A 22,630-nucleotide genomic window follows, 5' to 3' on the forward strand; every position below is an offset into this window, starting at 1 on the left:
CTAACAGATGTCGGCGAATCAAGTAATGATCTCAGCGACGTTTTTTATATTACCACAGTTCTTTTATATGAAGCAATAGTTTTTCAAAAAAAATTGTCGAAAAGAGAAAGTATTTTCTCTTTCCTTTTCAATTCATGTCGCAAACACCATTTGTGAATGAGCGGATGGTCACCAACTATTCTATTATCTAGACAAATGAATTAATAAAAAATACGACAACGGACCTCTCTAGGTCTGTTGTCGTATTTTTAATAAGTTAAGCTTGCAGCAACTATTATTCCTACAACAATCCCCGCTGCAAATAAACTAAATCCTACCGCTATATTTCCTTCTTCCACTTTTTTAGCTAAGTGGGTTTTCGGTGTTAACAAATATTCAATAACGAAATAGGCAATCACTTGAGCAGCAATTCCTATTAGCCCCCAAATAAAAGCATCTAAAAGACTCACACTTCCTGACCAAACTGTATAAATGACAATGGCTAGCCCAATTGTTTTCCCCCAAAGCTTTAAAGCTACTGCAATATTTCCTTCTTTAATTAACTGTCTTTCAGAAAACTTCGTCGTTAATGAAAACACAATAAGACCTAGGATAATGAGACCAAATCCTGTTCCAAGATGAGCTAAAAAACTTAAAAATGACTCGATTGATATATATGTCATCATGACATCCCCTTTCGTTTTGTAATAGCTACTGGTAAAAAGTATGAGCGATTGTCTGTAATGGGTCCACCAGCACGAATTCCTATTGCCATTGGTGTGTGATGAACATAAAAACTACCATACATAATATGAGCATTGACCATTCCTTTTTCCGTACGAATGTTATGCTGCGGCAACGGCATAAATTGCTGATACACAAATAATGAGTTTTCATATGTTTTCTGTTGATCCTCTAATACTTTTTCACCAAATTCATTATAGATGACGACCGTATCCCCTTCCCTGCCAAAGGCAGGCTTTCGTACGAATTTTTCTTTTTTGACGATAAAAGGATCGCTTTCTAAATAGGTGGGTAAAAAGTATTGTGAAATCCATCCTTTTTCTTCTTCATTAAAATAAGGATGGTCCTCCTCAAATAGTCCCCATATAACAGCTTGAACGGCTTTTGACTGAAGTAAAAAGGAGGATGGTGGGTTCATGATCGTCACATGACCTTCTTCAACGAAACAAAGCAAAGTCTCACCAATTTTTTCATTACTTTCCGTCGAAAGATCCTCTACTAAATGCTCAATGGGGTACGTTGGACGATATAAGACATCAATTCTCTCTCCATCTGGAGTATAGAGTCCTTTTTCCGCCAACACTTCACCGTTCTCCACAATATCTTCAGACAAAACCTTTAGTTTCGCAAGAGGAAAATAGGAGGATGGCAAGCCACATAATTCTTGTAAATACTTTGTCGTGTAATAATCTTCAACATGATCATCATGGGAAGTAAATACAATGACAGGAGGACGATTCTCTTTGTTATTCCAAGCTTCATGTATGCCTTTTCGTAAAGCTTTACTAAGGAGCTCCTCCAATCCTTCATTCGCTGTTTGTTGGTGAAAATAGTCGCAAATTTTATTGTTTACATTGAACGTCTCTTTAATAAAGGTAGGGGTGTCACTGTTTAGCTCTAATAGCTTAATGGTCTTTCCTGATACGACAAAGTCCATTCGACCAATGAGAGTAATAAGGTGACTCGTTGATAACCGAACATACGCTATCGCTTCTGATGGAAAACCAAGCTGGCTTAATGATTCACTGCTCATTTGTTGCAGTAAAGGGGTAACTTTGCGAAAGATATGGCCGACTCTTTTCGTCGCTGTTCGAATTTGTTGAATTCTCTCATTCGAATCAAGCTTTACATCAAATAATGAGTATTCTTCATCATATAAATTGGGCCAATACTGTGGAATAGTCTTATAAAAAGCGTCCCGCTCTTTTTGAAAGTTATCCACCCGTTCCACCCTTTGTACCACTCCCTATGCCTGATTGGTAACTTTTACTGTAAGATTGATAGGAAGAGGAGCTTTTCAGGCTAGACTTACTTTTAAAGAACTTCCCTGCATAATAATAGCCGCGATAATAAGAAGAATCATAGTCATCGCAATAATAGGTCCCAGTTTCTTCATCCCAGTCCCAATCGTCACAATCTGTATCTTCAGGTTCAGGTGGTAAGTCAGAGCCACATGCGGACAATGATACCGTCATCGCAGCTACTACTCCTGTCATCATTCGTTTTGTCTTATTCATCTTCACCCTCCTTTAATTCAAATCCTGTTGGTGTTAAATAAAGCACATAGGTCATCCTATCCTCATCAATCTCTGCTGAATCTCTCTCCCATTCAACCGCCTCTATATAATGATACACAGCCCCAATTTTATGAAGAACATCTAGATGAAAAGAATGACGTTCTTTTTTTATGATTGGATGATCTTTTCGGGCATTAAACTCACGATATTCAAGTGAAATAGCTTTCTCATTCTCTATTCTGTCAGGTTCCGATTGCTCATATTTTTTCACATAAATAATGGTTTCATTCGCTTCTATAGCAGAAGAAGTTTGTTGATACGTGATCCCATCTTTAACAAAGAATTCACACTCTCTCCGTGCTAGTATTTCTTCAAATTCAATACTATTATAGTAATATAGCGATTCGAACGATTCATGCGCTTTTAACAACCGGTATTCTAAAATAGGCTGCATATACACTCCTTTCCAATCCCAATGGATACTAAGTAAAATGTCATTCACTTAGCATTATATACGATTTTTATGGAAAGTGGTTTCAAAAATTAGGTAAAATAGAATCATCTGACAGAGAGGAGGAACATCTTTTGAGTTTTTTATTACGTTTTTGGAAAAGATTAGCCAAAGTGGAATTAACTCTTGCACTATTGTTATCTATTATCGTAGTTATTATCGGAACGCTAGCTATTCATTGGCTCGAACCAAATACCTTTCCTACAATATTTGAAAGCCTGTGGTGGACCATGACCACTTTGACAACCGTTGGTTATGGAGATTATTTCCCAACGAGCACAGCTGGTCGTTTATTAGGAATGTTCTTATTTATTTTTGGTATCGGCATATTGGGTTTATTAATTGGAAAAATCGTGGATGTTCTTTATACATTTCGCCGTTTAAAAAGGGAGGGGAAAGTCTTGTATACTGAAAAAAACCATTATGTATATATCGGTTGGTCAAAGAAAACGGAACAAACTATTTTTGAGATTTTTGCTCATGAACCAAAGGCAGAAATTGTTTTAATTGATACATTAAGAGAGTCACCTGTCACTCATGAACAAGTTCATTATATTAATGGGGAACCATCAGAGGAACAAACATTATTAAAAGCAAATATTACCCATTCAAAACGAGTTGCCATATTTGCTGATGATTCTATTACGCAGCCATTGCTGGCAGATGGAAAGACGCTTCTCATTGCCTCTGCTGTTGAATCGCTTGCTTCTAAACACGATGTAAATATTCATACAATCGTTGAGATAAATGAAGAGAAGCATATTAATGCATTCAACCATATTAAAGTGGATGACTTTATTATGTCTAATGATGGAATATCCTTATTGATGGCTAAAGCGACACTACACCCAGGAACAACGCTCATTTTCAGACAACTGCTAAGCAAGAAATTTGGCAATAATATTCATGAGTTAGAGCCTTCATCCTCATGGAAAACATATAAAGACGCCGCTACTTCTCTAATGAATACGGGAGCCGCCCTTATCGCTGTAAACGATGAAATGGATTTCACAGGAGCTGAGGATAAGTTGCTATCAACGAACGATATTCTCTATATTGTTTGCAACGATGAAACGTTTGAACGAATTCACCGGAAGGCATAGAGACATTCGTCAACCGTCACTTTATTAGATGTTTTATCGAAAAAAGCTAGCGAATATTCGCTAGCTTTTTTCCTTAATTTTGACTCCAAACGCTGCGGACAACATTCGTTTGTGAACGATCTGGCCCAACAGAAAAAATGGACAATGGAATCTTTGTTAATTGTGAAACACGCTCAAGGTAATGACGAGCATTTTCTGGCAGTTCACTTAAACTTTTACAATTCGTAATATCCTCTGTCCAACCTGGTAACTCTTCGTAAACAGGTTCACATTGAGCAAGAATATTTAAATTCGCAGGGAATTCTTCAATTATTTGACCATTATAGCGATAAGCTACACAAATTTTTAATGTCTCAATCCCCGTTAACACATCAATCGAGTTTAACGAAAGGTCTGTTAAACCACTAACACGTCGCGCATGACGAACGACCACTGAATCAAACCAACCTACTCGACGAGGACGGCCAGTCGTTGTCCCGTATTCACGACCCACCTCACGTATTTTCTCACCGATCTCATTATTTAATTCCGTTGGAAATGGACCATCTCCAACGCGAGTCGTATAGGCCTTTGAAACACCTACTACATGATTAATTTTAGATGGACCCACTCCAGAACCGATTGTTACTCCTCCCGCTACAGGGTTAGAAGACGTTACAAAAGGGTATGTTCCTTGGTCAATATCTAACATGACGCCTTGGGCACCTTCAAATAATACACGACGTCCATCATCTAATGCATCATTTAACACAACCGACGTGTCCGTTACAAGGTGAGCAAATTGTTGTCCATATTCAAAATATTCGTCTAAAATTTCTTCAATAGTAAAGCCTGTCGTTTCATAAAAGCGCTCTAATAGACGGTTTTTTTCTTCTAGATTTCGCGCAAGCTTTTCCTGAAATGCTTCACGGTCTAATAGATCTGCAATCCTAATACCTACTCGTGCGGCTTTATCCATGTAAGCAGGTCCAATCCCTTTTTTCGTTGTTCCAATTTTATTAGCGCCCTTTCGTTCTTCTTCCACTTCATCCAATTTAATATGGTAAGGAAGAATAACGTGAGCGCGGTTACTAATTCGTAAATTATTCGTAGAGACCCCGCGGTCATGTAAGTATGCTAATTCTTTTACGAGTGCTTTAGGATCCACTACCATTCCATTTCCTATTACCGAAATTTTGTCTTTATAAAAAATACCAGAAGGAATTAAATGTAGTTTATATGTTTCTCCGTCAAACTTAATGGTATGACCAGCATTGTTTCCGCCTTGATATCTTGCAATAACTTCCGCGTTTTCAGAGAGAAAATCCGTGATCTTACCTTTTCCTTCATCTCCCCATTGTGTTCCAACAACTACAACTGATGACATCTGTAAGCACCTCCGAATGGTCCTGTTCACCATTTATTTCAAACAATTTTTATTTTATCAAGAGATTCGAGCGAAAGTCAATAAAAACACGAACATTTATATATATCTAATTATTATTCGTTCGGGAAATAAAATTGTTTTTTCCGAATGAATGGAAAGTTGTCCAATTGGAGTGCTCCCCAATACGAAAGTCTTATCGAAAAACAAAAAAGGCCCTAGATTATTTTGACATAGTTCAATCAAGAAGCACGACGGATGGAAGAAGGAAGCATAAAAAAAGAGACTGAATTCAGTCTCCTTCTTATGCACCAGGTGGTGATTGCATATCATCAAATCTTCTTTCCAAGTTGACAAACTTATTATATTCTTTTACAAAGGCAAGTGAAACCGTCCCTACAGGACCGTTACGTTGCTTCGCAATAATAATTTCAATTATATTCTTAGCTTCAGACTCTTTATCGTAGTAATCATCACGATATAAGAAAGCAACAATATCAGCATCTTGCTCAATACTACCCGATTCACGAATATCCGACATCATTGGCCGCTTATCTTGACGCTGTTCGACTCCACGAGATAATTGAGATAAAGCAATGACAGGTACTTTTAATTCTCTGGCAAGTGATTTTAACTCACGTGAAATTTCAGAAACCTCTTGTTGACGGTTTTCACCTGAACGTCCTGACCCTTGAATAAGTTGTAAATAGTCAATAAGGATCATTCCTAAACCAGATTCCTGCGCTAACCTTCGACATTTGGAACGGATTTCATTTATACGGATCCCTGGAGTATCATCAATATAAATACCGGAGTTAGATAAACTCCCCATCGCCATCGTTAGTTTTCTCCAATCTTCATCATTTAGAGAGCCTGTTCGTAATCTTTGTGCATCAATATTCCCTTCAGCACATAGCATACGCATGGCAAGCTGTTCCGCTCCCATCTCTAAACTGAAAATCGCGACATTTTCGTCTGCCTTTGTCGCTACATTTTGGGCGATATTTAAAGCAAAGGCCGTTTTACCTACGGATGGACGAGCCGCTACAATAATCAAATCATTGCGTTGGAAACCAGCTGTCATCTGGTCAAGTTCAACAAACCCCGTTGGAATTCCCGTAACGTCCCCAACACGGTTATGCAAAGTCTCAATATTATCATATGTTCTTACGAGAACATCTTTTATGTCATGAAAGGCACCTGCATTTTTTCGCTGCGCCACTTCCATTATGCTTTTTTCTGCTTCACTTAGTAAACTTTCAACTTCATCTTCACGAGCAAATCCGTCTTGGGCAATAGTAGTTGCTGTTCGAATTAAACGGCGAAGAAGTGATTTCTCTTCTACAATATGAGCATAATACTCAATGTTTGCAGCAGTTGGGACTGAGCCAGCTAATTCACTTAAATAGCTAACCCCTCCGACATCTTCAAGCTCTTTTACGGATGATAAAACTTCTGTTACGGTGATTAAATCTACCGCTTTTCCTTCATCATTAAGCTGTAGCATCACCGAAAAGATTTTCTGGTGAGAAGCACGATAAAAATCTTCTGGAATCAGCATTTCTGAAGCAAATGTTAAGGCACTAGGCTCTAAAAAAATGGCTCCTAATACCGCTTGCTCAGCTTCTATACTTTGCGGTGGCACACGATCTGTAAATAATTCATTCAATCATACTAACCCCCTCTAAATGAAGAAGACATCTATTCACTATTCATAGAAAAAAATGTGATCGCAATAGACCACATTTTTTATCAGCTATTTCATTGTATCATGATTTGATCATGAATAGTTTTGGCAAATTTAACTTTCTTCCGTAACATGTACTTTCAATGTAGCAATGACCTCATGGTGAAGTTTAACAGGAACATTTGTATAGCCTAATGAACGAATGGCGTCATCAAGCTCCATTTTACGCTTATCAATTTTTATTTTATGGCCTTTATGTAACTTCTCTGCAATTTGCTTCGTTGTGATGGAGCCGAATAAGCGTCCACCTTCACCAGATTTCGCCTTTAATTCAAGCGTTATTTTTTCCAATGTCTCTTTCAGCTTTTTCGCTTCTTCTAGTTCTGCTTTTTCTTGCTTCTGCTTTAACTTCTGTTGACCTTCAAGTTGACTAACCGCTGAATTTGTCGCTTCCTTCGCTAAGCCTTTCTTTAATAAAAAATTATGCGCGTAGCCGTCTGCAACATTTTTTATTTCACCTTTTTTTCCTTTTCCTTTAACATCTTTTAAGAAAATTACTCTCATTTTTCATTTCTCCCTTCATAATACTCATCTATTGCTTGAAGAAGGAGCGTCTCAGCCTGCTCAACGGTTGTATCGGAAAGTTGAGTAGCTGCATTCGTTAAGTGACCGCCGCCGTTCAAGCTTTCCATAATAATTTGAACATTTATATCCCCTAAAGATCGAGCGCTAATGCCGAGTCTTCCTTCCTCTCGATTCCCGATAACAAAGGATGCTATCACCTCATCCATTGTGAGTAAGGTGTCTGCAGCCTGAGCAATAAGGACAGGATCATATGCCTCATCTTCCTTCCCTTTTGCAATAGCTATCCCTTCATAAGGAAAGGAAACCGTTTCGATAATCTTTGATCGGGCAATATATGTACCGACATCTTCTTTTAAAAATTTTTGCACTAATATTGTATCTGCTCCTTGGGCTCTTAAGTAAGAAGCAGCGTCAAACGTTCTAGAACCTGTACGTAGCGTAAAGCTTTTTGTATCAACAATAATGCCCGCTAATAAAGAAGTAGCCTCTAACATATTCACTTTTTCATGCTTTGGTTGATATTCTAGTAATTCTGTAACTAGTTCCGCCGTTGAAGAAGCATAAGGTTCCATATATACAAGCAATGGATTCTGGATAAAATCTTCCCCACGACGATGATGATCAATAATCATTTTCTTATCGATTTTGTTTAAAAGCTTTTCATCAATGACAAGAGAAGGCTTATGCGTATCAACAACAACTAATAGCGTATTTTCTGTCGCCATCTCCATCGCTTCTTCTGATGTGATAAAGCGCGAAAGTAGTTCGGGATCCTTTTTTACTTCATCCATCAGTCTTCCTACTCCATTGTCAATATCATCAGAATTAAGGACTACATACCCTTCTCGTTCGTTAAGCTGGGCTACCTTACGAATTCCAATAGAAGCTCCAATCGCGTCCATGTCAGGGTTTTTATGTCCCATGACGATGACTTTATCACTTTCAAGAATCAATTCTTTTAAAGCATGAGAGATGACCCGTGCTCTTACCCTTGTTCTTTTTTCCATTGGATTGGTTTTCCCACCATAAAACTTTACTTTTCCATTTGGCTGCTTGATGGCTACTTGATCTCCCCCTCGTCCAAGAGCAAGATCTAAGCTAGATTGGGCCAGTGTTCCAAGCTCAGGTAAGGTTGACACAAATGTGCCTATACCAATACTTAATGTTAACGGAACTTGTTGCCTCGCCGTTTCTTCACGCACCTCATCTAAAATAGAAAATTTCTCTTCTTCAAGTTCTTTTAAGATGAGCTCATTAAACACACCAATAAATCTTTCTTGAGAAATCCTTTTTAGAAAAACTCCCGTTTCCTTCGCCCATTTATTAAGGATTGAGGTGACTAAACTGTTCATGCTACTCCGAGTTTGGTCGTCCATTCCTTGCGTTAATTCGTCATAATTATCCAGAAAGATGATAGATATGACGGTACGGTCATTTTCATATCTCTCTGAAATTTCAGCTTGCTCTGTTATATCGAAGAAATAAAGTAGTTTTTCTCTTAACTTAAAAATAACCTTATACGTTCGATCATTTAATGAAATGGTTTCCGCATCTACTTCCTGCTTTATTAAGGGCACAAGTTCCTCTGCTATATCATAGAGAGAGCGTCCTACGACAGAATCCTCATTAAAGGATGCAGCTACGAACGGATTGGTCCACTCAACAAAATACTCATCATTGATTAACATAATCCCAATAGGCATTTCCATTAATGCTTCTTCTCCTACACGTTTTACACGATAGGAGAGGGTGGAGATGTAGTCTTCGGTTGCCTCATAATCACTTTTTTCCACATATAAAATAAGAAAAAATATCCCACCATATATGATAAGTCCAACAGCTGCTAACCACCAATTATAAAAAGCGACAACAATCAATAAAAAGGCAGTAATTATGAGTAATCCGAAAATTGGATAGCGAATCATTCGCTTCTTTAAGTGTAACACCATTTATTCAGCTCCTAAAACTTGTACTTTTGTAACAAGGTTTATCATTTATGTTGAAGGCGCTGTCTTAAGTTAAAACCTAAATCAATTATACCTAATAATCGAATGATAAAAAGTAAAGGGTAAAAAATTAAGAAGAAAATCGTAAGCGAAACTGGTATTGCTTTTGACCATCCACGCGAGTAACTCCAGTAAAACAGAAAAGAAAACCCTTGTAAAATTAATAATAATTGAAAGATAAACGACAAATTCACCAATGCAAAATAACCATAGCTTCCCGGTTCAACTGAAATAAACAAACTAATCACTAAGGTGATTAAATAATACCATAAGATACTTTTAGGAAGCATCATTTTATGAAATGGTTGAAATTTTGGTACATTTACCCCAAATCGTTTCATAATTGGGAAATTGAGGAGCATCCATATTAAAACCGACATAACCGACATGATTACAAAAATACTAGGAACCAATGCTTTCATCAAGTCTACCATCGACTCCATACTTTCAATGGCTTTCGGATCAGGTGTTTGGCCCATTCTTTCTACAATACCGTAGGACATTTCAACCGCTTCATCTAACGTTTTGAAAAGCTCAGAAACAATATTCACCTCTAAAAAAACAACTGCAATCATATACTCTATGACAGTAATGATAAGCGTCACAACACTGGCAACTAGTAAGATTGTCCCTTTCTGTCGACCTTGCTGAACAAAGTAGCCAATTAGTACTCCTACAATACTTGTTGTAACAACGATTGGTAAAGATAGTACACTACCTATGAATAAGGATAGTCCAATAGAGGCAATAACAAGTACAAAGCTGTAATTTAATGGATACTTACTACTATATAATAAAAAAGGTAAAATTAAAAATAAACTTGAAATAAATCCAAGTAACGGTACAAATAAGGTGATAAACAAAAGGACCGCAAACACTGATAATAATATAGCTCCTTCTGTAATCCCTTTCGTTTTCAACAACATCATCACACCCTTTCATATTTATTATGTATTATTTTAGACTTGAATACGTTTCTCTTCAAGACTAGAGGGGAGTGCATTTTACGAAACACCTATTATATTCACATTAATTTTTATCATTTCAATTTTTTTCGTGACACTATTACACGAAATATAATGCCAGGTATATACTTTTGTACGCTCCCTAGCGCCAGCCATTATTCTATCTAATTTATTTTTTACTCTTACCCTTACCATCTGTACAAACGGAGGAAAAGAGAGATCCTACAAAGTTACTATAACTTTCTCCCTACCTCTCTTTAATATGTATAAACAATTGGATTTATAGCATAAAAATTGACACTCTTAAAAGTGTCATTATTTTTTATTCCTATTCCATGAAGTTTGAGCCATCCTTTAGAGCAACTCATTCACTACTAAGTACGAACAATAAATTTGTCTTCTGATTTAATTTATACAAAGGATACACTTGTTTCGTTAACATTCAAAATAAAAAAGAGACACTCAATATAAATATAGAGTGTCTCTATAGCTTTTTATTCACCAGTAACATATGGAAGTAATGCCATTGTACGTGCGCGCTTAATTGCACGAGTAAGTCTGCGTTGATACTTAGCATTAGTACCAGTTACACGACGTGGAAGAATCTTTCCACGCTCAGAGATGAATTTTTTTAGAAGATCTACGTCTTTAAAGTCGATATGTGTAATCCCATTCGCTGTGAAATAACACACTTTACGACGCTTACGTCCGCCTCTGCGAGCTCCTGCCATGTGAATAACCTCCTCTTAAAAAAATTTTAGAATCAATTAATCGTTAGAATGGAAGATCGTCATCCGAAATATCGATTGGTTGTCCATCATTTGCAAATGGATCTTCATCTACACGAGTTTGATTTTGATTGCGTTGTTGATTCTGATTTTGATTTTGATTAAATGGATTGTCCTGTCTACTTCCACCGTAAGGGTTATTATTATTGTAACCTCCACGTTGGTCAGTATTTCCACCCGAATTTCTCGGTTCAAGGAATTGAACACTTTCTGCAACAATCTCCGTTACATAAACACGTTTCCCATCTTGTCCCTCATAATTACGAGTTTGAACTCGACCATCCACTCCAGCTAAGCTACCTTTTTTCAAGAAGTTCGCAACGTTTTCTGCTGGCTTACGCCATACAACACAGTTAATAAAGTCAGCTTCACGCTCACCTGATTGATTTGTAAACGTACGATTCACCGCTAGAGTAAATGTAGCAACTGCTACTCCACTTGGAGTATAACGCAATTCTGGATCTTTCGTTAATCGTCCTACTAAAACGACTCGGTTCATCATCAGAATCAACCCCTTTCGTTAATGTTTCACGTGAAACATTAAATCTATAAATTATAAATATCAGTCAAATTATTCTTCTTCTTTAACAACGATGTGACGGATAATGTCATCGCTAATTTTCGCAAGACGGTCAAATTCAGAAACCGCTTCTACGTTAGAGTTAATGTTCAGCAATTGGTAAAAACCATCACGGAAGTCATTAATCTCATAAGCTAAACGACGTTTACCCCAATCTTTAGACTCGATGATTTCCGCACCATTAGAAGTTAATACGTTAGCAAAACGTTCAACAACTGCTTTCTTTGCTTCTTCATCAACTGTTGGTCGGATAATGTACATTAATTCATACTTTCTCATCTTTAAGTCACCTCCTTATGGACTATGCGGCCCTAAATAGGGCAAGGAGCAATATAATTATTACTCACAGAAAAAGATTATATCATACCAGATACTGTATTGCAATATTATCAAGCCCTAGATCAATCAAAAAACTTCCCTTTTCTTATTCAATAAACCTTTATAGAACTTGTTCGACAATAGTGAATTTTATTAAGTAGCCACAACATAAAAAAGGTGGTATACACCACCTTCAACTTTATACATTAAAACGGAAGTGAATCACATCTCCATCACTTACAACATATTCTTTTCCCTCTAAACGGACTTTTCCGGCTTCTTTAGCTGCCGACATAGAACCATTGCCAACAAGATCATCATAGGATACTGTTTCAGCTCGAATAAAACCTCGCTCAAAATCAGTGTGAATAACTCCAGCACATTGAGGTGCCTTCATCCCTTTACGAAATGTCCATGCACGAACTTCTTGTACTCCTGCTGTAAAATAGGTTGCCAGACCTAATAATGAATATGCCGCACGAATCAGTTGATCAAGTCCAGATTCTTCAATCCCTAATTCGGAAAGAAACATGGCTTTTTCATCATCATCGAGCTCTGCAATTTCGGATTCTATTTTAGCACAAACAACGATCACTTCAGCGTTATCTTCTTTGGCAAACTCTCGTACTCGTTGTACGTATTCATTAGTAGAAGGTGAGGCGATGTCGTCTTCCCCCACGTTTGCTACGTATAATACTGGCTTGGTTGTCAATAGATGCAATCCTTTAACAACCTTCATTTGCTCTTCTGTAAATTCCACAGTACGCGCAGGCTTTTCATTCTCAAACGCATATTTTAACTTTTCAAGAATCTCGTATTCAAATGCAGCCTCTTTATCTTTCTGTTTAGCAAGCTTTTGAACACGTGTTATTCGTTTATCAACAGATTCTAAGTCCGCCAAAATTAATTCAAGATTAATTGTATCTATATCGTCAATCGGGTCTACTTTTCCTGAAACATGAGTAATATTGTCATCAGCAAAACACCGTACGACCTGACAGATTGCATCCACTTGACGAATATGAGATAAGAATTTATTTCCTAATCCTTCTCCTTTACTTGCTCCCTTTACAATTCCAGCTATATCTGTAAATTCAAATGTGGTCGGGACCGTCTTTTTAGGGTCTATTAATTCTGTTAATGTATCTAAACGATGGTCTGGAACTTCTACAATTCCAACATTTGGGTCAATTGTACAGAATGGATAATTGGCAGATTCTGCACCAGCTTTTGTGATTGCATTAAAAAGTGTAGATTTACCAACATTCGGCAAACCGACGATACCTGCTGTTAAAGCCATCTTGGTCACTCCTCTAATAATATCTCGTTCATTTTCGCTTTTTACCTTTCACAATTATAGAGAGAATAAATAGAAAAGACAAGTATTAAAGAAGGAACATCTGTTATATATATAGAACTATTAGTTAACCTATAAAGAACAATAGAGAAGACATCGTTCTACCGATGTCTCTTCTTACTTGCTTATTCTTCATGTTTTTTTAATACTTTTTTCATTTTTTTCGAAAAGTCTCTTCTTGGGATTAAGACACTATGGCCACAGCCTTCACATTTAATTCGAATATCCATTCCCATTCGAATGATTTTCCAGGCATTTGCTCCACAAGGATGTGATTTTTTCATTTCGACGACATCATGAAGTTGGAATTCTTTTTGTTCCATAGGGAAACCTCCTTCATTTTTTTGCTTATTAATTGATGCTCTCCTTCAAATCTATTCTTTGAAGGATTACAATCATTTCCTAAATATCATACAACATGTTCTCACATAAATCTTTATTAACCATTTATTTATGGAAATTTCTTTTAAGCTTTTACATATTTTACATTCATCTAAATATATATGAATTTTATCTTACGAATAGCAAGAGGGAGGGCTATCTGCAATCGGATAACCTATTAGATAGATTCCTTCCTGTATTTACTAAACTTCATGTATAGAATGATCAATTTTTCCGTATACTGATACTATGAAAATGACCGTCTAACATTTTATAAAGCTCCAATTACTAAGAATGAAATTTTCATCTTTTTATTAGAAGGAGTGAAAAGAATGAATTTCAAAAAAAAGATCGTTAAAAAACCAAAAGAGCCAGTAAAAATATTACATGATGCTGACAATGCGGCTCTTCACATATCTACGCATTTACTCTCTATTTTTCCTACCTTTTATCATCGTCCGATTGTATTCGTTTGTATTGGAACAGATCGTTCAACAGGTGATGCTCTGGGCCCGCTTGTCGGATCGTTGTTAGAGGAAAAGCATATATCAAACTTTCATATTTATGGAACGTTAGAAGACCCTATTCATGCTGTAAATTTAACTACAAAATTAAAGGAAATTACTGATAAACATGTAAATCCTTATATTATCGGAATTGATGCATGTTTAGGAAGAATCAAAAGTGTTGGTTCCATTCAAATAGGAAAAGGACCCATTAAGCCTGGTGCCGGTGTCAATAAAGAATTACCTGAAGTAGGAGATATGCATATTACGGGTATTGTCAATGTGAGTGGCTTCATGGAATATTTTGTCCTACAAAACACCCGCTTACATTTAGTCTTAAATATGGCTAAAATTATTGCAGATGGCATTGCGAAAGCAAGCCTTTCCTTTCCGATTAAACAAACTTGGACTAAGCTATATATAGAAAATGAGCATGAAGAGAAAACACCTTAAAAAGCACGAGATATCCCCGTGCTTTTTTACATAGGGATAAAAAATGAACTTGCCACCATTACCGCAACAACAAGTATACTAGGAAGTAAATTGGCAACACGAATTTTTGTTATTCCTAACATATTCAACCCAATAGCCAAAATCATCACTCCGCCAGTGGATGTCATTTCTGAAATAAATAGATTAAGTATTTCACTTGGCACAAACGCATGAATTTGTGAAGCAAATAGAGCAATACTGCCTTGATACAATAAAACGGGTATGGCAGAATACATAACGCCAATGCCCAAAGTTGTGGTTAAGATTAACGCTGTGAATCCATCGATAATAGATTTTGTATATAGAATTTCATGATCTCCTCGTAATCCACTATCAAGTGCCCCTAATACTGCCATAGCTCCAATTACAAATATAAGTGTTGCAGTAACAAATCCTTGTGATAGAGAAGCTTCTGAATTACTACCAACACGCATTTCTAAATATTTACCAACTGAATTAAGCTTATCTTCTAGGGAGAAATATTCTCCTATAATAGCTCCTATCACAATACTACTAATAACAATTAAATACTTCTCGCTTTCCAACCCCATTTGTAAACCTAACACAATAATAGCTAAGCTTATTGCCTGCATTACAGTGGTCTTTATTCTTTCAGGAATTCGCTGTAGACGTTTCCCTAACATAGCAGCTAAAATTATGGCAACCGCATTAACAATCGAACCTAATAAAACCATGCATACATCCTCTTTCTCCTAAAATCTCTGTTGAAAAATAACAGTAAAAAAAATACACCATCTATCAGATGGTATATTACTCTTCCTCATTTGATTGAAGAAGCGATAAGATACGTTCGAGATCATCTTTAGATAAAAACTCTATTTCAATTTTACCTTTTTTCTTAGATTGTTTTATGCTGACAGTCGTGCCAAAGCGTTCACGTAAATAGCTCTCTTTCTCTGCGATAAAAATATCTTTTTTCGGGACGTTCTTCTTTGTTTCACGTGAAACATCCTTGTTTAGCTCTTGAATTAATTTTTCAAGCTGACGAACATTCATATTTCCTTGAACAACTTTTTCAACGACACTTTTAATCTTTTCTTTCTTTCTTAATCCTAGTAGAGCTCGTCCATGTCCCATTGTAATGATTCCATCTGATATATATTGTTGAATAGGAGATGGGAGGGAGAGTAGACGAATATGATTGGTAATATGGGGACGACTTTTCCCTAACCGTTTTGCTAACTCTTCTTGAGTAATGTTGAGTTTGTCAATTAATTGTTGGTACGCTAACCCTTCTTCAATAGGGGTTAAATCTTCACGCTGAAGATTTTCTAGAATGGCTAACTCCATCATTTGCTGGTCAGACAATTCCCTTATGACTGCAGGTACTGTTTCAAAATTGGCTGCTTGAGCTGCTCGATAACGTCGCTCACCTACAACAATTTCATAGCCTTTAATGCTTTTTCGTACAATAATTGGTTGTAAGATACCATGCTCAATAATCGACTGCTTTAACTCTTCAATGGCTTCTGGTTGAAAGATTTTTCTTGGTTGATACGGATTAGGGCGGAGTTCGTTCAGTTTGACTTCCTGAATCGTTTCCTCTGTATCGTTAACAACATGCGAAAAAAGTGCATCAATCCCTTTTCCTAGTCCTTTAGCCACTATTAACCACTTCCTTTGCCAATTCTAAGTATACTTCGGCTCCTCTAGATTTTGCATCATAAATGATAATCGGCTCTCCATGGCTTGGTGCTTCACTTAAGCGTACATTTCTTGGAATAATTGTTCGGAACACTTTATCTTGAAAATATTTCTTTACTTCCTCAATTACTTGAATACCTAAGTTAGTTCTTGCGTCAAGCATTGTTAATAACACACCATCAATCATTAAGTCTTTATTTAAATGTTTTTGAACAAGGCGTACAGTACTTAATAATTGACTTAATCCTTCAAGCGCATAGTATTCACACTGAACCGGAATAAGGACAACATCAGAAGCCGTAAGAGCATTAATTGTCAAAAGTCCAAGAGATGGGGGACAATCAATAATTATATAATCATATTGATCTTTTACTGGCTCAAGTGCCCTTTTTAAACGTACTTCCCGGGAAATTGTAGGAACTAGCTCTATTTCTGCACCAGCGAGCGAGATTGTAGCCGGGATTGTATCTAAGTTTTCCACTGATGTTGGCATAATAATATCTACAACATTCGCATCATCAACTAGTACATCGTAAATACAATTTTGGACGTCACCTTTTTCAATACCAACTCCACTCGTGGCGTTTCCTTGTGGGTCAATATCAACAAGTAAAACTTTTTTTCCGATGTAAGCTAAACATGCCCCTAAATTTACAGAGGTCGTTGTTTTTCCTACACCACCTTTTTGGTTGGCAATGGTCATTATTCTGCCCAAGGCGTTCACCTACCTTTTGTTTCCTAGTTAATTAAGAATCATGTAATCTATTTTATCAAAATTTAACGCCTGATAAACGTACAATCCAAAAAAAATACATTTTCCAATTTACTTTTATATGAACGATGTCTTTTCACTACGATTTGTACATATGCTTAATCGAAAAAAGTGAGAAGCCTAAAGGATTAAGCTTCTCACAAACTATACGGACATCACGTTTTTTTCTTCGGAATTTTTATTGTAATTTGATAGAACTCGTCAAATTCTTCTTCTTCAGAATTTAAATTAATTCCACTATCAGAAACCATCGTCAAGGACTGTCTGATTGTATTTACTGCAATGCGCATGTCTTTACTAAACGCCTTACGACGTGGCTTTTGTTTCTTACCGGACCCTTCTAAAATCCGTCCTACTCGCTCCTCCGTTTGCTTTACATTTAATCCTTTTTCGATAATTTCCTGTAAAAGGACCAATTGTTTATCAGGAGTTTTTAAAGGAATTAACGCTCTTGCATGTCGTTCTGTAATTTGCTTTTGCAATAAGGCTTCTTGAATTTCTCCTGGTAGCTTTAATAATCTCAGTTTGTTCGCTACAGTAGATTGTCCTTTTCCAAGACGCTGGGCAAGAGCTTCTTGTGTTAAATTATGCAATTCTAATAATTTTCCATACGCAATAGCTTCCTCAATAGGTGAAAGCTCTTCCCGTTGAAGATTTTCAATAAGTGCTACCGAAGCCGTTTCTGTATCATTTAAATTTTTTATGATAGCAGGAATACTATCCCAATTTAATGATTGCACTGCTCTCCATCGCCGTTCACCAGCAATGAGCTCAAATTGATCTTTTTCGTATTCTCGAACCACAATGGGTTGAATTATACCATGAGTATGTATTGTTCTAGCTAGTTCTTCAATTTTATGGTCATCAAAAACAGTTCTAGGTTGAAATCGATTGGGGACAATTTGTGAGATAGGTATTTTCTTGACTTCTTCCTTCTCAACATCAATTTCATTTTCCAGCTCTGTTGAAAGTTCTTGTTCCTTTTCTCCTAACCCAAATAAACGAGAGAAAGGATGCTTCATCTTCCTACACCACCTTTAGGAAACTCCCTTGTTAAATATTCTCTATCTAATAAAAAGTTCCTTCTTTTATAATTGAATTTTACCTTATCCAATCTAAACGTTCCACATGAAACATTATTCTAATGGTGACTTATTTGGTGTACCAGGCTTTCGTGGATACTTCTTTGGGGTTGAGCTCTCTTTCGTCACTACAACAATATTTCTTTCGCTATTTTCTTCAGGCAGATTAAAAGAATGTATTCCCCTTACTTTTCCCCCCAACAAGAAAATGGCCTTCTTTCCATTTTGAAGCTCATCCTGGGCTGCAGCACCCTTCATTGCAACAAAGGTTCCACCAACTTTAACAAGTGGTAAGCAAAGCTCACTTAACACAGACATTCTGGCAACGGCACGCGCCGTAACAAGATCGTATTTCTCTCTATGCTCAGGCTTTTTCCCAAATAACTCTGCTCGATCATGATAAAAGCTAACATTCTCTAACTGTAGCTCTGATGCTAAATGCTCTAAGAACGTTATTCGTTTATTTAAGGAATCGACAATAGAAATATGTAATTGTGGAAAACAAATTTTCAATGGGATACTTGGAAATCCTGCTCCTGCACCGACATCGCAAATATGTAATTCATCTTTTACATCCACATAAAAAGAAGCGGTGATGGAATCAAAGAAATGTTTTAAGTAGACTTCCTTTTCTTCTGTAATAGCCGTTAAATTTATTTTATTATTCCATTCTACTAGTAGTTCAAAATACTTATCGAATTTGGAAAGCTGCTTAGCAGAAAGGGAGATCCCTTTCTCACTAAGACTTTCCTGAAATTGATTTACGTTCATCATTTCAGTCCTTCCAGCTTATTTATATACGAGCAATTTTCCCTTGTTCTATATAAACAAGTAAAATCGAGACATCGGCTGGATTGACACCTGAAATTCGTGAAGCTTGGGCAATCGACAATGGTCGAACCTCTATTAACTTCTGCCTAGCTTCAGAAGCTAACCCATTTATGTCATGGTAATCGATATTTTCAGGAATCTTCTTCGATTCCATCTTCTTCATTCGATCTACTTGTTGTAAAGATTTTTCAATATAGCCTTCATACTTAATTTGGATCTCAACCTGTTCTGTTACGTCTTCTTGAAGCACTATTTCCGAAGGGACTAACTGGTGAATATGGTCATAGGACATCTCAGGACGCTTTAATAGATCAGCCGCTCTAATCCCGTCCTTTAGTTCACTACCTCCTGCTTCCTGAATAAGCTTTTGTGTTTGTTGATTTGGTTTAATAATAATGGAGCGTAAACGTTTCTTCTCTTCCTCAATTTGTACTTTCTTCTCAAGGAAACCACGATATCGTTCTTCAGTAATTAGCCCCATATTATATCCGATTTCTGTTAACCGTAAATCAGCATTATCATGGCGAAGCAATAGTCTGTATTCTGCACGAGAGGTTAATAAACGATATGGTTCATTCGTCCCTTTTGTCACTAAGTCATCGATTAACACACCTATATAGGCATCGGAACGACTTAAAATAAGTTCTTCTTTTCCTAAAGACCTTCTACCTGCATTTATTCCAGCAATGATTCCTTGTCCTGCCGCTTCTTCATAGCCGGAAGTTCCATTAATTTGACCTGCCGTATACAAACCTGCGACTTTTTTTGTTTCGAGTGTTGGCCATAATTGAGTTGGGACGATAGCATCATATTCAATTGCGTACCCTGCTCGCATCATTTGCACATTTTCCAAACCTGGAATCGTTTTTAATATTCTTTGTTGTACATCTTCTGGTAGGCTAGTGGAAAGGCCTTGAACATACACTTCCTGCGTATTTTTCCCTTCTGGCTCTAAGAAAATTTGGTGACGAGGCTTATCGTTAAAGCGAACCACTTTATCTTCAATGGAAGGACAATAACGAGGTCCTGTCCCTTTAATCATTCCAGAATACATTGGTGAACGATGTAAATTATCATCAATCAACTGATGTGTCCGTTCATTTGTATAGGTTAACCAGCACGGGAGCTGATCTGTAATGTATTTTGTTGTTTCAAAACTAAAGGCTCTTGGAACAACATCACCTGGTTGAATTTCTGTTTTAGTGTAATCAATTGATGCACTATTCACACGTGGTGGCGTGCCTGTTTTAAAGCGAACTAAATCAAACCCTAACTCCTCTAGATGTTCTGATAGATGAATGGACGGTTGTTGATTATTCGGGCCACTTGAATATTTCAGTTCCCCTAAAATAATTTCTCCTCTCAAAAACGTTCCAGTTGTAATAACTACAGATGAAGCTCGGTAAATAGCACCTGTTTGAGTAACAACTCCTGTACATTTTCCATCTTCTACAATTAAATGTTCAACCATCCCCTGCAGGAGTGTAAGGTTTTCTTCTTCCTCAAGTGTTTTTTTCATTTCATGTTGATAAGCGAATTTATCTGCTTGAGCACGTAAAGCTCGAACTGCAGGACCCTTTCCGGTGTTTAACATACGCATTTGGATATAGGTCTTATCGATATTACGACCCATTTCTCCACCTAATGCATCTATTTCTCGTACGACAATCCCCTTTGCTGGGCCTCCGACAGACGGATTACAAGGCATAAAGGCAACCATATCTAAATTAATCGTAATCATAAGCGTTTTGGCTCCGACCCTTGCAGATGCCAGTCCTGCTTCTACTCCAGCATGTCCAGCTCCTACAACAATGACATCAAAGCTACCCGCTTCATACTGCTGCATTTTGTATCCTCCTATTACTTCACATTTTATATTGATTTCATACATGGAAAGGGGTAATGTCATCTACCCTATTAAATCGACATTATTCTGCGAATTTCTAGCTGATGACATTTCATCATTATTTCCCTAGACAAAACTGGGAAAACAGTTGATCAATTAGACTTTCATGAACGCTTTCCCCAATAATTTCACCTAATAATTCCCATGTTCTTGTTAAGTCTATTTGAGCAATGTCAATAGGGATTCCCATCTCAACATTGTTTATAGCGTCTTCTATTGATTTCTTTGCTTGATGAAGCAAAGAAATATGACGGCTGTTTGATACATACGTAATATCACTTGCATCGAGTTTACCTTTAAAGAATAAAGAAGCGATACTTTCTTCAAGCTCATCTACGCCTTTATCCTGTAATAAAGAAGTGGTGACAAGCTTATGCTGACTAGCAAGCTTTTCTACTTTATCCAGATTAATTTTCTGCGGTAAATCCGTTTTATTGATTATAACGATTACATCCATGCCTTCCACTGCTTTGAATAGATTTTCATCCTCTTCTGTAAGCTCATCGGCATAATTCAATACGAGAAGAATCAAATCAGCTTCCTTTAACACTTGGCGAGATCGTTCAACACCAATTTTTTCAACAATATCCTCTGTTTCCCGAATACCTGCTGTATCGACAAGCCGAAGTGGTACTCCTCTAACATTCACATATTCCTCAATCACATCTCGTGTTGTCCCAGGAATATCTGTAACAATGGCTTTATTTTCTTGTACGAGACTATTTAACAAGGAAGATTTTCCTACATTTGGTCGTCCAATAATGACTGTTGAAAGACCTTCCCTTAATATTTTACCTTGCTCAGATGTGCGAAGGAGTCTTTCGATTTCCTCTTTAACCAATCGAGATTTTTGAAGTAGAATGGTGTGAGTCATTTCCTCAACATCATCGTACTCAGGATAATCGATATTGACTTCAACATGAGCAAGAGTCTCTAATATATCTTGACGAAGCTTTTGAATTAATCGGGAAAGTCTACCTTCCATTTGATTAATGGCTACATTCATTGCTCGGTCAGTTTTTGCTCGGATTAGATCCATAACAGCTTCCGCTTGCGATAAATCAATTCGACCATTCAGAAAGGCCCTTTTTGTAAACTCACCTGGCTCAGCTAGTCTAGCTCCATTTGTCAGAATCACTTGTAATACACGATTGACGGAAACCATTCCCCCGTGGCAATTAATTTCCACTACATCCTCTCGCGTAAAAGTCTTAGGACCCCTCATAATGGAAACCATAACTTCTTCTATAATTTTATTTTCTGTTGGATCTACTATATGGCCATAATGAATGGTGTGGGAAGGAAGTGAAGTTAATTTATCACCGTTTGGTTTTTTAAAAATTTTATCCGCAATCTCAAATGCTTCTTCACCACTTAAGCGTACTATCGCAATGGCTCCTTCTCCCATCGGAGTAGATATTGCTGCGATTGTATCAAATTCCATTCAAATCACCTCTTTCATCTGTATATATCTATAGTAAAATTCGTATGA

23 protein-coding genes are annotated in these 22,630 nt (G+C 37.0%); 2 read left to right on the plus strand and 21 right to left on the minus strand.

The features are described 5' to 3' along the window. Window positions 1-248: 248 nt before the first annotated feature. From WAK64_RS15100 to WAK64_RS15115, 4 genes are read right to left on the minus strand one after another with little or no spacing between them, the layout of a single operon-like run. A complete protein-coding gene (locus tag WAK64_RS15100) occupies window positions 249-662 on the minus strand; it encodes a DUF350 domain-containing protein (protein ID WP_336587857.1) in 414 nt (137 codons plus the stop codon). Further along, complete coding sequence (locus tag WAK64_RS15105; protein WP_336587819.1) at window positions 662-1,945, minus strand: glutathionylspermidine synthase family protein; 1,284 nt, start codon at window positions 1,943-1,945, stop codon at window positions 662-664. Before WAK64_RS15105 ends, WAK64_RS15100 begins: the two co-directional genes overlap by 1 nt. Continuing rightward, window positions 1,938-2,240, minus strand: a complete 303-nt coding sequence (locus tag WAK64_RS15110; RefSeq protein ID WP_336587820.1) for a hypothetical protein — start codon at window positions 2,238-2,240, stop codon at window positions 1,938-1,940. The genes WAK64_RS15105 and WAK64_RS15110 overlap by 8 nt, the downstream gene beginning before the upstream one ends. Next, complete coding sequence (locus WAK64_RS15115; protein ID WP_336587821.1) at window positions 2,233-2,694, minus strand: hypothetical protein; 462 nt, start codon at window positions 2,692-2,694, stop codon at window positions 2,233-2,235. Before WAK64_RS15115 ends, WAK64_RS15110 begins: the two co-directional genes overlap by 8 nt. A gap of 131 nt (window positions 2,695-2,825) precedes the next feature. Between WAK64_RS15115 and WAK64_RS15120 the strand changes: the two genes are divergently transcribed. Further along, on the plus strand, window positions 2,826-3,854 hold the full coding sequence (locus tag WAK64_RS15120) for an ion channel (RefSeq protein WP_336587822.1): 1,029 nt from the start codon (window positions 2,826-2,828) through the stop codon (window positions 3,852-3,854). Window positions 3,855-3,927: 73 nt separating this feature from the next. Here WAK64_RS15120 and WAK64_RS15125 read toward each other — a convergent pair whose 3' ends face one another. From WAK64_RS15125 to WAK64_RS15170, 10 genes are all read right to left on the minus strand, one after another. Continuing rightward, window positions 3,928-5,220, minus strand: coding sequence for an adenylosuccinate synthase (locus WAK64_RS15125; RefSeq protein ID WP_336587823.1), 1,293 nt, complete (start codon window positions 5,218-5,220; stop codon window positions 3,928-3,930). Between the two features lie 301 nt (window positions 5,221-5,521). Then, entirely contained in the window at window positions 5,522-6,886 is a 1,365-nt protein-coding gene (gene dnaB / locus WAK64_RS15130) for a replicative DNA helicase (protein ID WP_336587824.1), read from the minus strand. Between the two features lie 132 nt (window positions 6,887-7,018). Continuing rightward, a complete protein-coding gene (gene rplI, locus WAK64_RS15135; protein WP_336587825.1) occupies window positions 7,019-7,468 on the minus strand; it encodes a 50S ribosomal protein L9 in 450 nt (149 codons plus the stop codon). Then, window positions 7,465-9,438 carry a DHH family phosphoesterase gene (locus WAK64_RS15140; protein WP_336587826.1) on the minus strand — a complete coding sequence of 658 codons (1,974 nt, stop codon included), beginning with the start codon at window positions 9,436-9,438 and terminating at the stop codon, window positions 7,465-7,467. Before WAK64_RS15140 ends, rplI begins: the two co-directional genes overlap by 4 nt. A gap of 41 nt (window positions 9,439-9,479) precedes the next feature. Then, a complete protein-coding gene (locus tag WAK64_RS15145) occupies window positions 9,480-10,418 on the minus strand; it encodes a YybS family protein (protein ID WP_336587827.1) in 939 nt (312 codons plus the stop codon). Between the two features lie 536 nt (window positions 10,419-10,954). Continuing rightward, window positions 10,955-11,191 (minus strand): 30S ribosomal protein S18, encoded by a 237-nt coding sequence (gene rpsR, locus WAK64_RS15150; protein WP_336587828.1) that lies wholly within the window; start codon window positions 11,189-11,191, stop codon window positions 10,955-10,957. A gap of 43 nt (window positions 11,192-11,234) precedes the next feature. After that, a complete protein-coding gene (ssb, locus tag WAK64_RS15155) occupies window positions 11,235-11,750 on the minus strand; it encodes a single-stranded DNA-binding protein (RefSeq protein ID WP_336587829.1) in 516 nt (171 codons plus the stop codon). 69 nt (window positions 11,751-11,819) lie between these two features. After that, window positions 11,820-12,107, minus strand: a complete 288-nt coding sequence (gene rpsF / locus WAK64_RS15160) for a 30S ribosomal protein S6 (protein ID WP_336587830.1) — start codon at window positions 12,105-12,107, stop codon at window positions 11,820-11,822. A 238-nt stretch (window positions 12,108-12,345) separates the two neighbouring features. After that, a complete protein-coding gene (ychF, locus tag WAK64_RS15165) occupies window positions 12,346-13,446 on the minus strand; it encodes a redox-regulated ATPase YchF (RefSeq protein ID WP_336587831.1) in 1,101 nt (366 codons plus the stop codon). 182 nt (window positions 13,447-13,628) lie between these two features. Further along, window positions 13,629-13,826, minus strand: coding sequence for a DUF951 domain-containing protein (locus WAK64_RS15170; RefSeq protein WP_336587832.1), 198 nt, complete (start codon window positions 13,824-13,826; stop codon window positions 13,629-13,631). 390 nt (window positions 13,827-14,216) lie between these two features. Between WAK64_RS15170 and yyaC the strand changes: the two genes are divergently transcribed. Continuing rightward, window positions 14,217-14,843, plus strand: coding sequence for a spore protease YyaC (gene yyaC, locus WAK64_RS15175; RefSeq protein WP_336587833.1), 627 nt, complete (start codon window positions 14,217-14,219; stop codon window positions 14,841-14,843). A 26-nt stretch (window positions 14,844-14,869) separates the two neighbouring features. Here the strand turns inward: yyaC and WAK64_RS15180 are convergent, their stop codons facing one another. The 7 genes from WAK64_RS15180 to mnmE all read right to left on the minus strand — a co-directional run bounded on the left by WAK64_RS15180 (window position 14,870) and on the right by mnmE (window position 22,582). Continuing rightward, window positions 14,870-15,577, minus strand: a complete 708-nt coding sequence (locus WAK64_RS15180; protein WP_336587834.1) for a DUF554 domain-containing protein — start codon at window positions 15,575-15,577, stop codon at window positions 14,870-14,872. 76 nt (window positions 15,578-15,653) lie between these two features. After that, window positions 15,654-16,508, minus strand: coding sequence for a ParB/RepB/Spo0J family partition protein (locus WAK64_RS15185; RefSeq protein WP_336587835.1), 855 nt, complete (start codon window positions 16,506-16,508; stop codon window positions 15,654-15,656). Beyond that, complete coding sequence (locus WAK64_RS15190) at window positions 16,501-17,262, minus strand: ParA family protein (RefSeq protein WP_336587836.1); 762 nt, start codon at window positions 17,260-17,262, stop codon at window positions 16,501-16,503. The genes WAK64_RS15185 and WAK64_RS15190 overlap by 8 nt, the downstream gene beginning before the upstream one ends. Before the next feature lie 212 nt (window positions 17,263-17,474). Then, window positions 17,475-18,341 carry a nucleoid occlusion protein gene (noc, locus tag WAK64_RS15195; protein WP_336587837.1) on the minus strand — a complete coding sequence of 289 codons (867 nt, stop codon included), beginning with the start codon at window positions 18,339-18,341 and terminating at the stop codon, window positions 17,475-17,477. Between the two features lie 114 nt (window positions 18,342-18,455). Continuing rightward, the gene (gene rsmG / locus WAK64_RS15200; RefSeq protein WP_336587858.1) at window positions 18,456-19,172 is read right to left on the minus strand and encodes a 16S rRNA (guanine(527)-N(7))-methyltransferase RsmG; all 717 of its coding nucleotides are present in this window, start codon (window positions 19,170-19,172) and stop codon (window positions 18,456-18,458) included. 22 nt (window positions 19,173-19,194) lie between these two features. Beyond that, window positions 19,195-21,078: a tRNA uridine-5-carboxymethylaminomethyl(34) synthesis enzyme MnmG gene (gene mnmG / locus WAK64_RS15205; protein WP_336587838.1), complete on the minus strand. Its 1,884-nt coding sequence runs from the start codon at window positions 21,076-21,078 to the stop codon at window positions 19,195-19,197. Window positions 21,079-21,196: 118 nt separating this feature from the next. Then, window positions 21,197-22,582: a tRNA uridine-5-carboxymethylaminomethyl(34) synthesis GTPase MnmE gene (gene mnmE / locus WAK64_RS15210; protein ID WP_336587839.1), complete on the minus strand. Its 1,386-nt coding sequence runs from the start codon at window positions 22,580-22,582 to the stop codon at window positions 21,197-21,199. Window positions 22,583-22,630: the final 48 nt, after the last annotated feature.

This window comes from Bacillus spongiae (genome assembly GCF_037120725.1).
Classification (GTDB): domain Bacteria; phylum Bacillota; class Bacilli; order Bacillales; family Bacillaceae_K; genus Bacillus_CI; species Bacillus_CI spongiae.

What these genes read in the sequence shown, in the direction of transcription:
- mnmG (WP_336587838.1), bottom strand. Translation starts at nt 21,078, where the DNA reads ATGCAGCAGTATGAAGCGGGTAGCTTTGATGTCATTGTTGTAGGAGCT.
- WAK64_RS15140 (WP_336587826.1), bottom strand. Translation starts at nt 9,438, where the DNA reads ATGGTGTTACACTTAAAGAAGCGAATGATTCGCTATCCAATTTTCGGA.
- ychF (WP_336587831.1), bottom strand. Translation starts at nt 13,446, where the DNA reads ATGGCTTTAACAGCAGGTATCGTCGGTTTGCCGAATGTTGGTAAATCT.
- yyaC (WP_336587833.1), top strand. Translation starts at nt 14,217, where the DNA reads ATGAATTTCAAAAAAAAGATCGTTAAAAAACCAAAAGAGCCAGTAAAA.
- WAK64_RS15125 (WP_336587823.1), bottom strand. Translation starts at nt 5,220, where the DNA reads ATGTCATCAGTTGTAGTTGTTGGAACACAATGGGGAGATGAAGGAAAA.
- WAK64_RS15100 (WP_336587857.1), bottom strand. Translation starts at nt 662, where the DNA reads ATGACATATATATCAATCGAGTCATTTTTAAGTTTTTTAGCTCATCTT.
- WAK64_RS15170 (WP_336587832.1), bottom strand. Translation starts at nt 13,826, where the DNA reads ATGGAACAAAAAGAATTCCAACTTCATGATGTCGTCGAAATGAAAAAA.
- rsmG (WP_336587858.1), bottom strand. Translation starts at nt 19,172, where the DNA reads ATGAACGTAAATCAATTTCAGGAAAGTCTTAGTGAGAAAGGGATCTCC.
- mnmE (WP_336587839.1), bottom strand. Translation starts at nt 22,582, where the DNA reads ATGGAATTTGATACAATCGCAGCAATATCTACTCCGATGGGAGAAGGA.
- rpsR (WP_336587828.1), bottom strand. Translation starts at nt 11,191, where the DNA reads ATGGCAGGAGCTCGCAGAGGCGGACGTAAGCGTCGTAAAGTGTGTTAT.
- rpsF (WP_336587830.1), bottom strand. Translation starts at nt 12,107, where the DNA reads ATGAGAAAGTATGAATTAATGTACATTATCCGACCAACAGTTGATGAA.
- WAK64_RS15180 (WP_336587834.1), bottom strand. Translation starts at nt 15,577, where the DNA reads ATGGTTTTATTAGGTTCGATTGTTAATGCGGTTGCCATAATTTTAGCT.
- noc (WP_336587837.1), bottom strand. Translation starts at nt 18,341, where the DNA reads ATGAAGCATCCTTTCTCTCGTTTATTTGGGTTAGGAGAAAAGGAACAA.
- rplI (WP_336587825.1), bottom strand. Translation starts at nt 7,468, where the DNA reads ATGAGAGTAATTTTCTTAAAAGATGTTAAAGGAAAAGGAAAAAAAGGT.
- WAK64_RS15110 (WP_336587820.1), bottom strand. Translation starts at nt 2,240, where the DNA reads ATGAATAAGACAAAACGAATGATGACAGGAGTAGTAGCTGCGATGACG.
- WAK64_RS15115 (WP_336587821.1), bottom strand. Translation starts at nt 2,694, where the DNA reads ATGCAGCCTATTTTAGAATACCGGTTGTTAAAAGCGCATGAATCGTTC.
- ssb (WP_336587829.1), bottom strand. Translation starts at nt 11,750, where the DNA reads ATGATGAACCGAGTCGTTTTAGTAGGACGATTAACGAAAGATCCAGAA.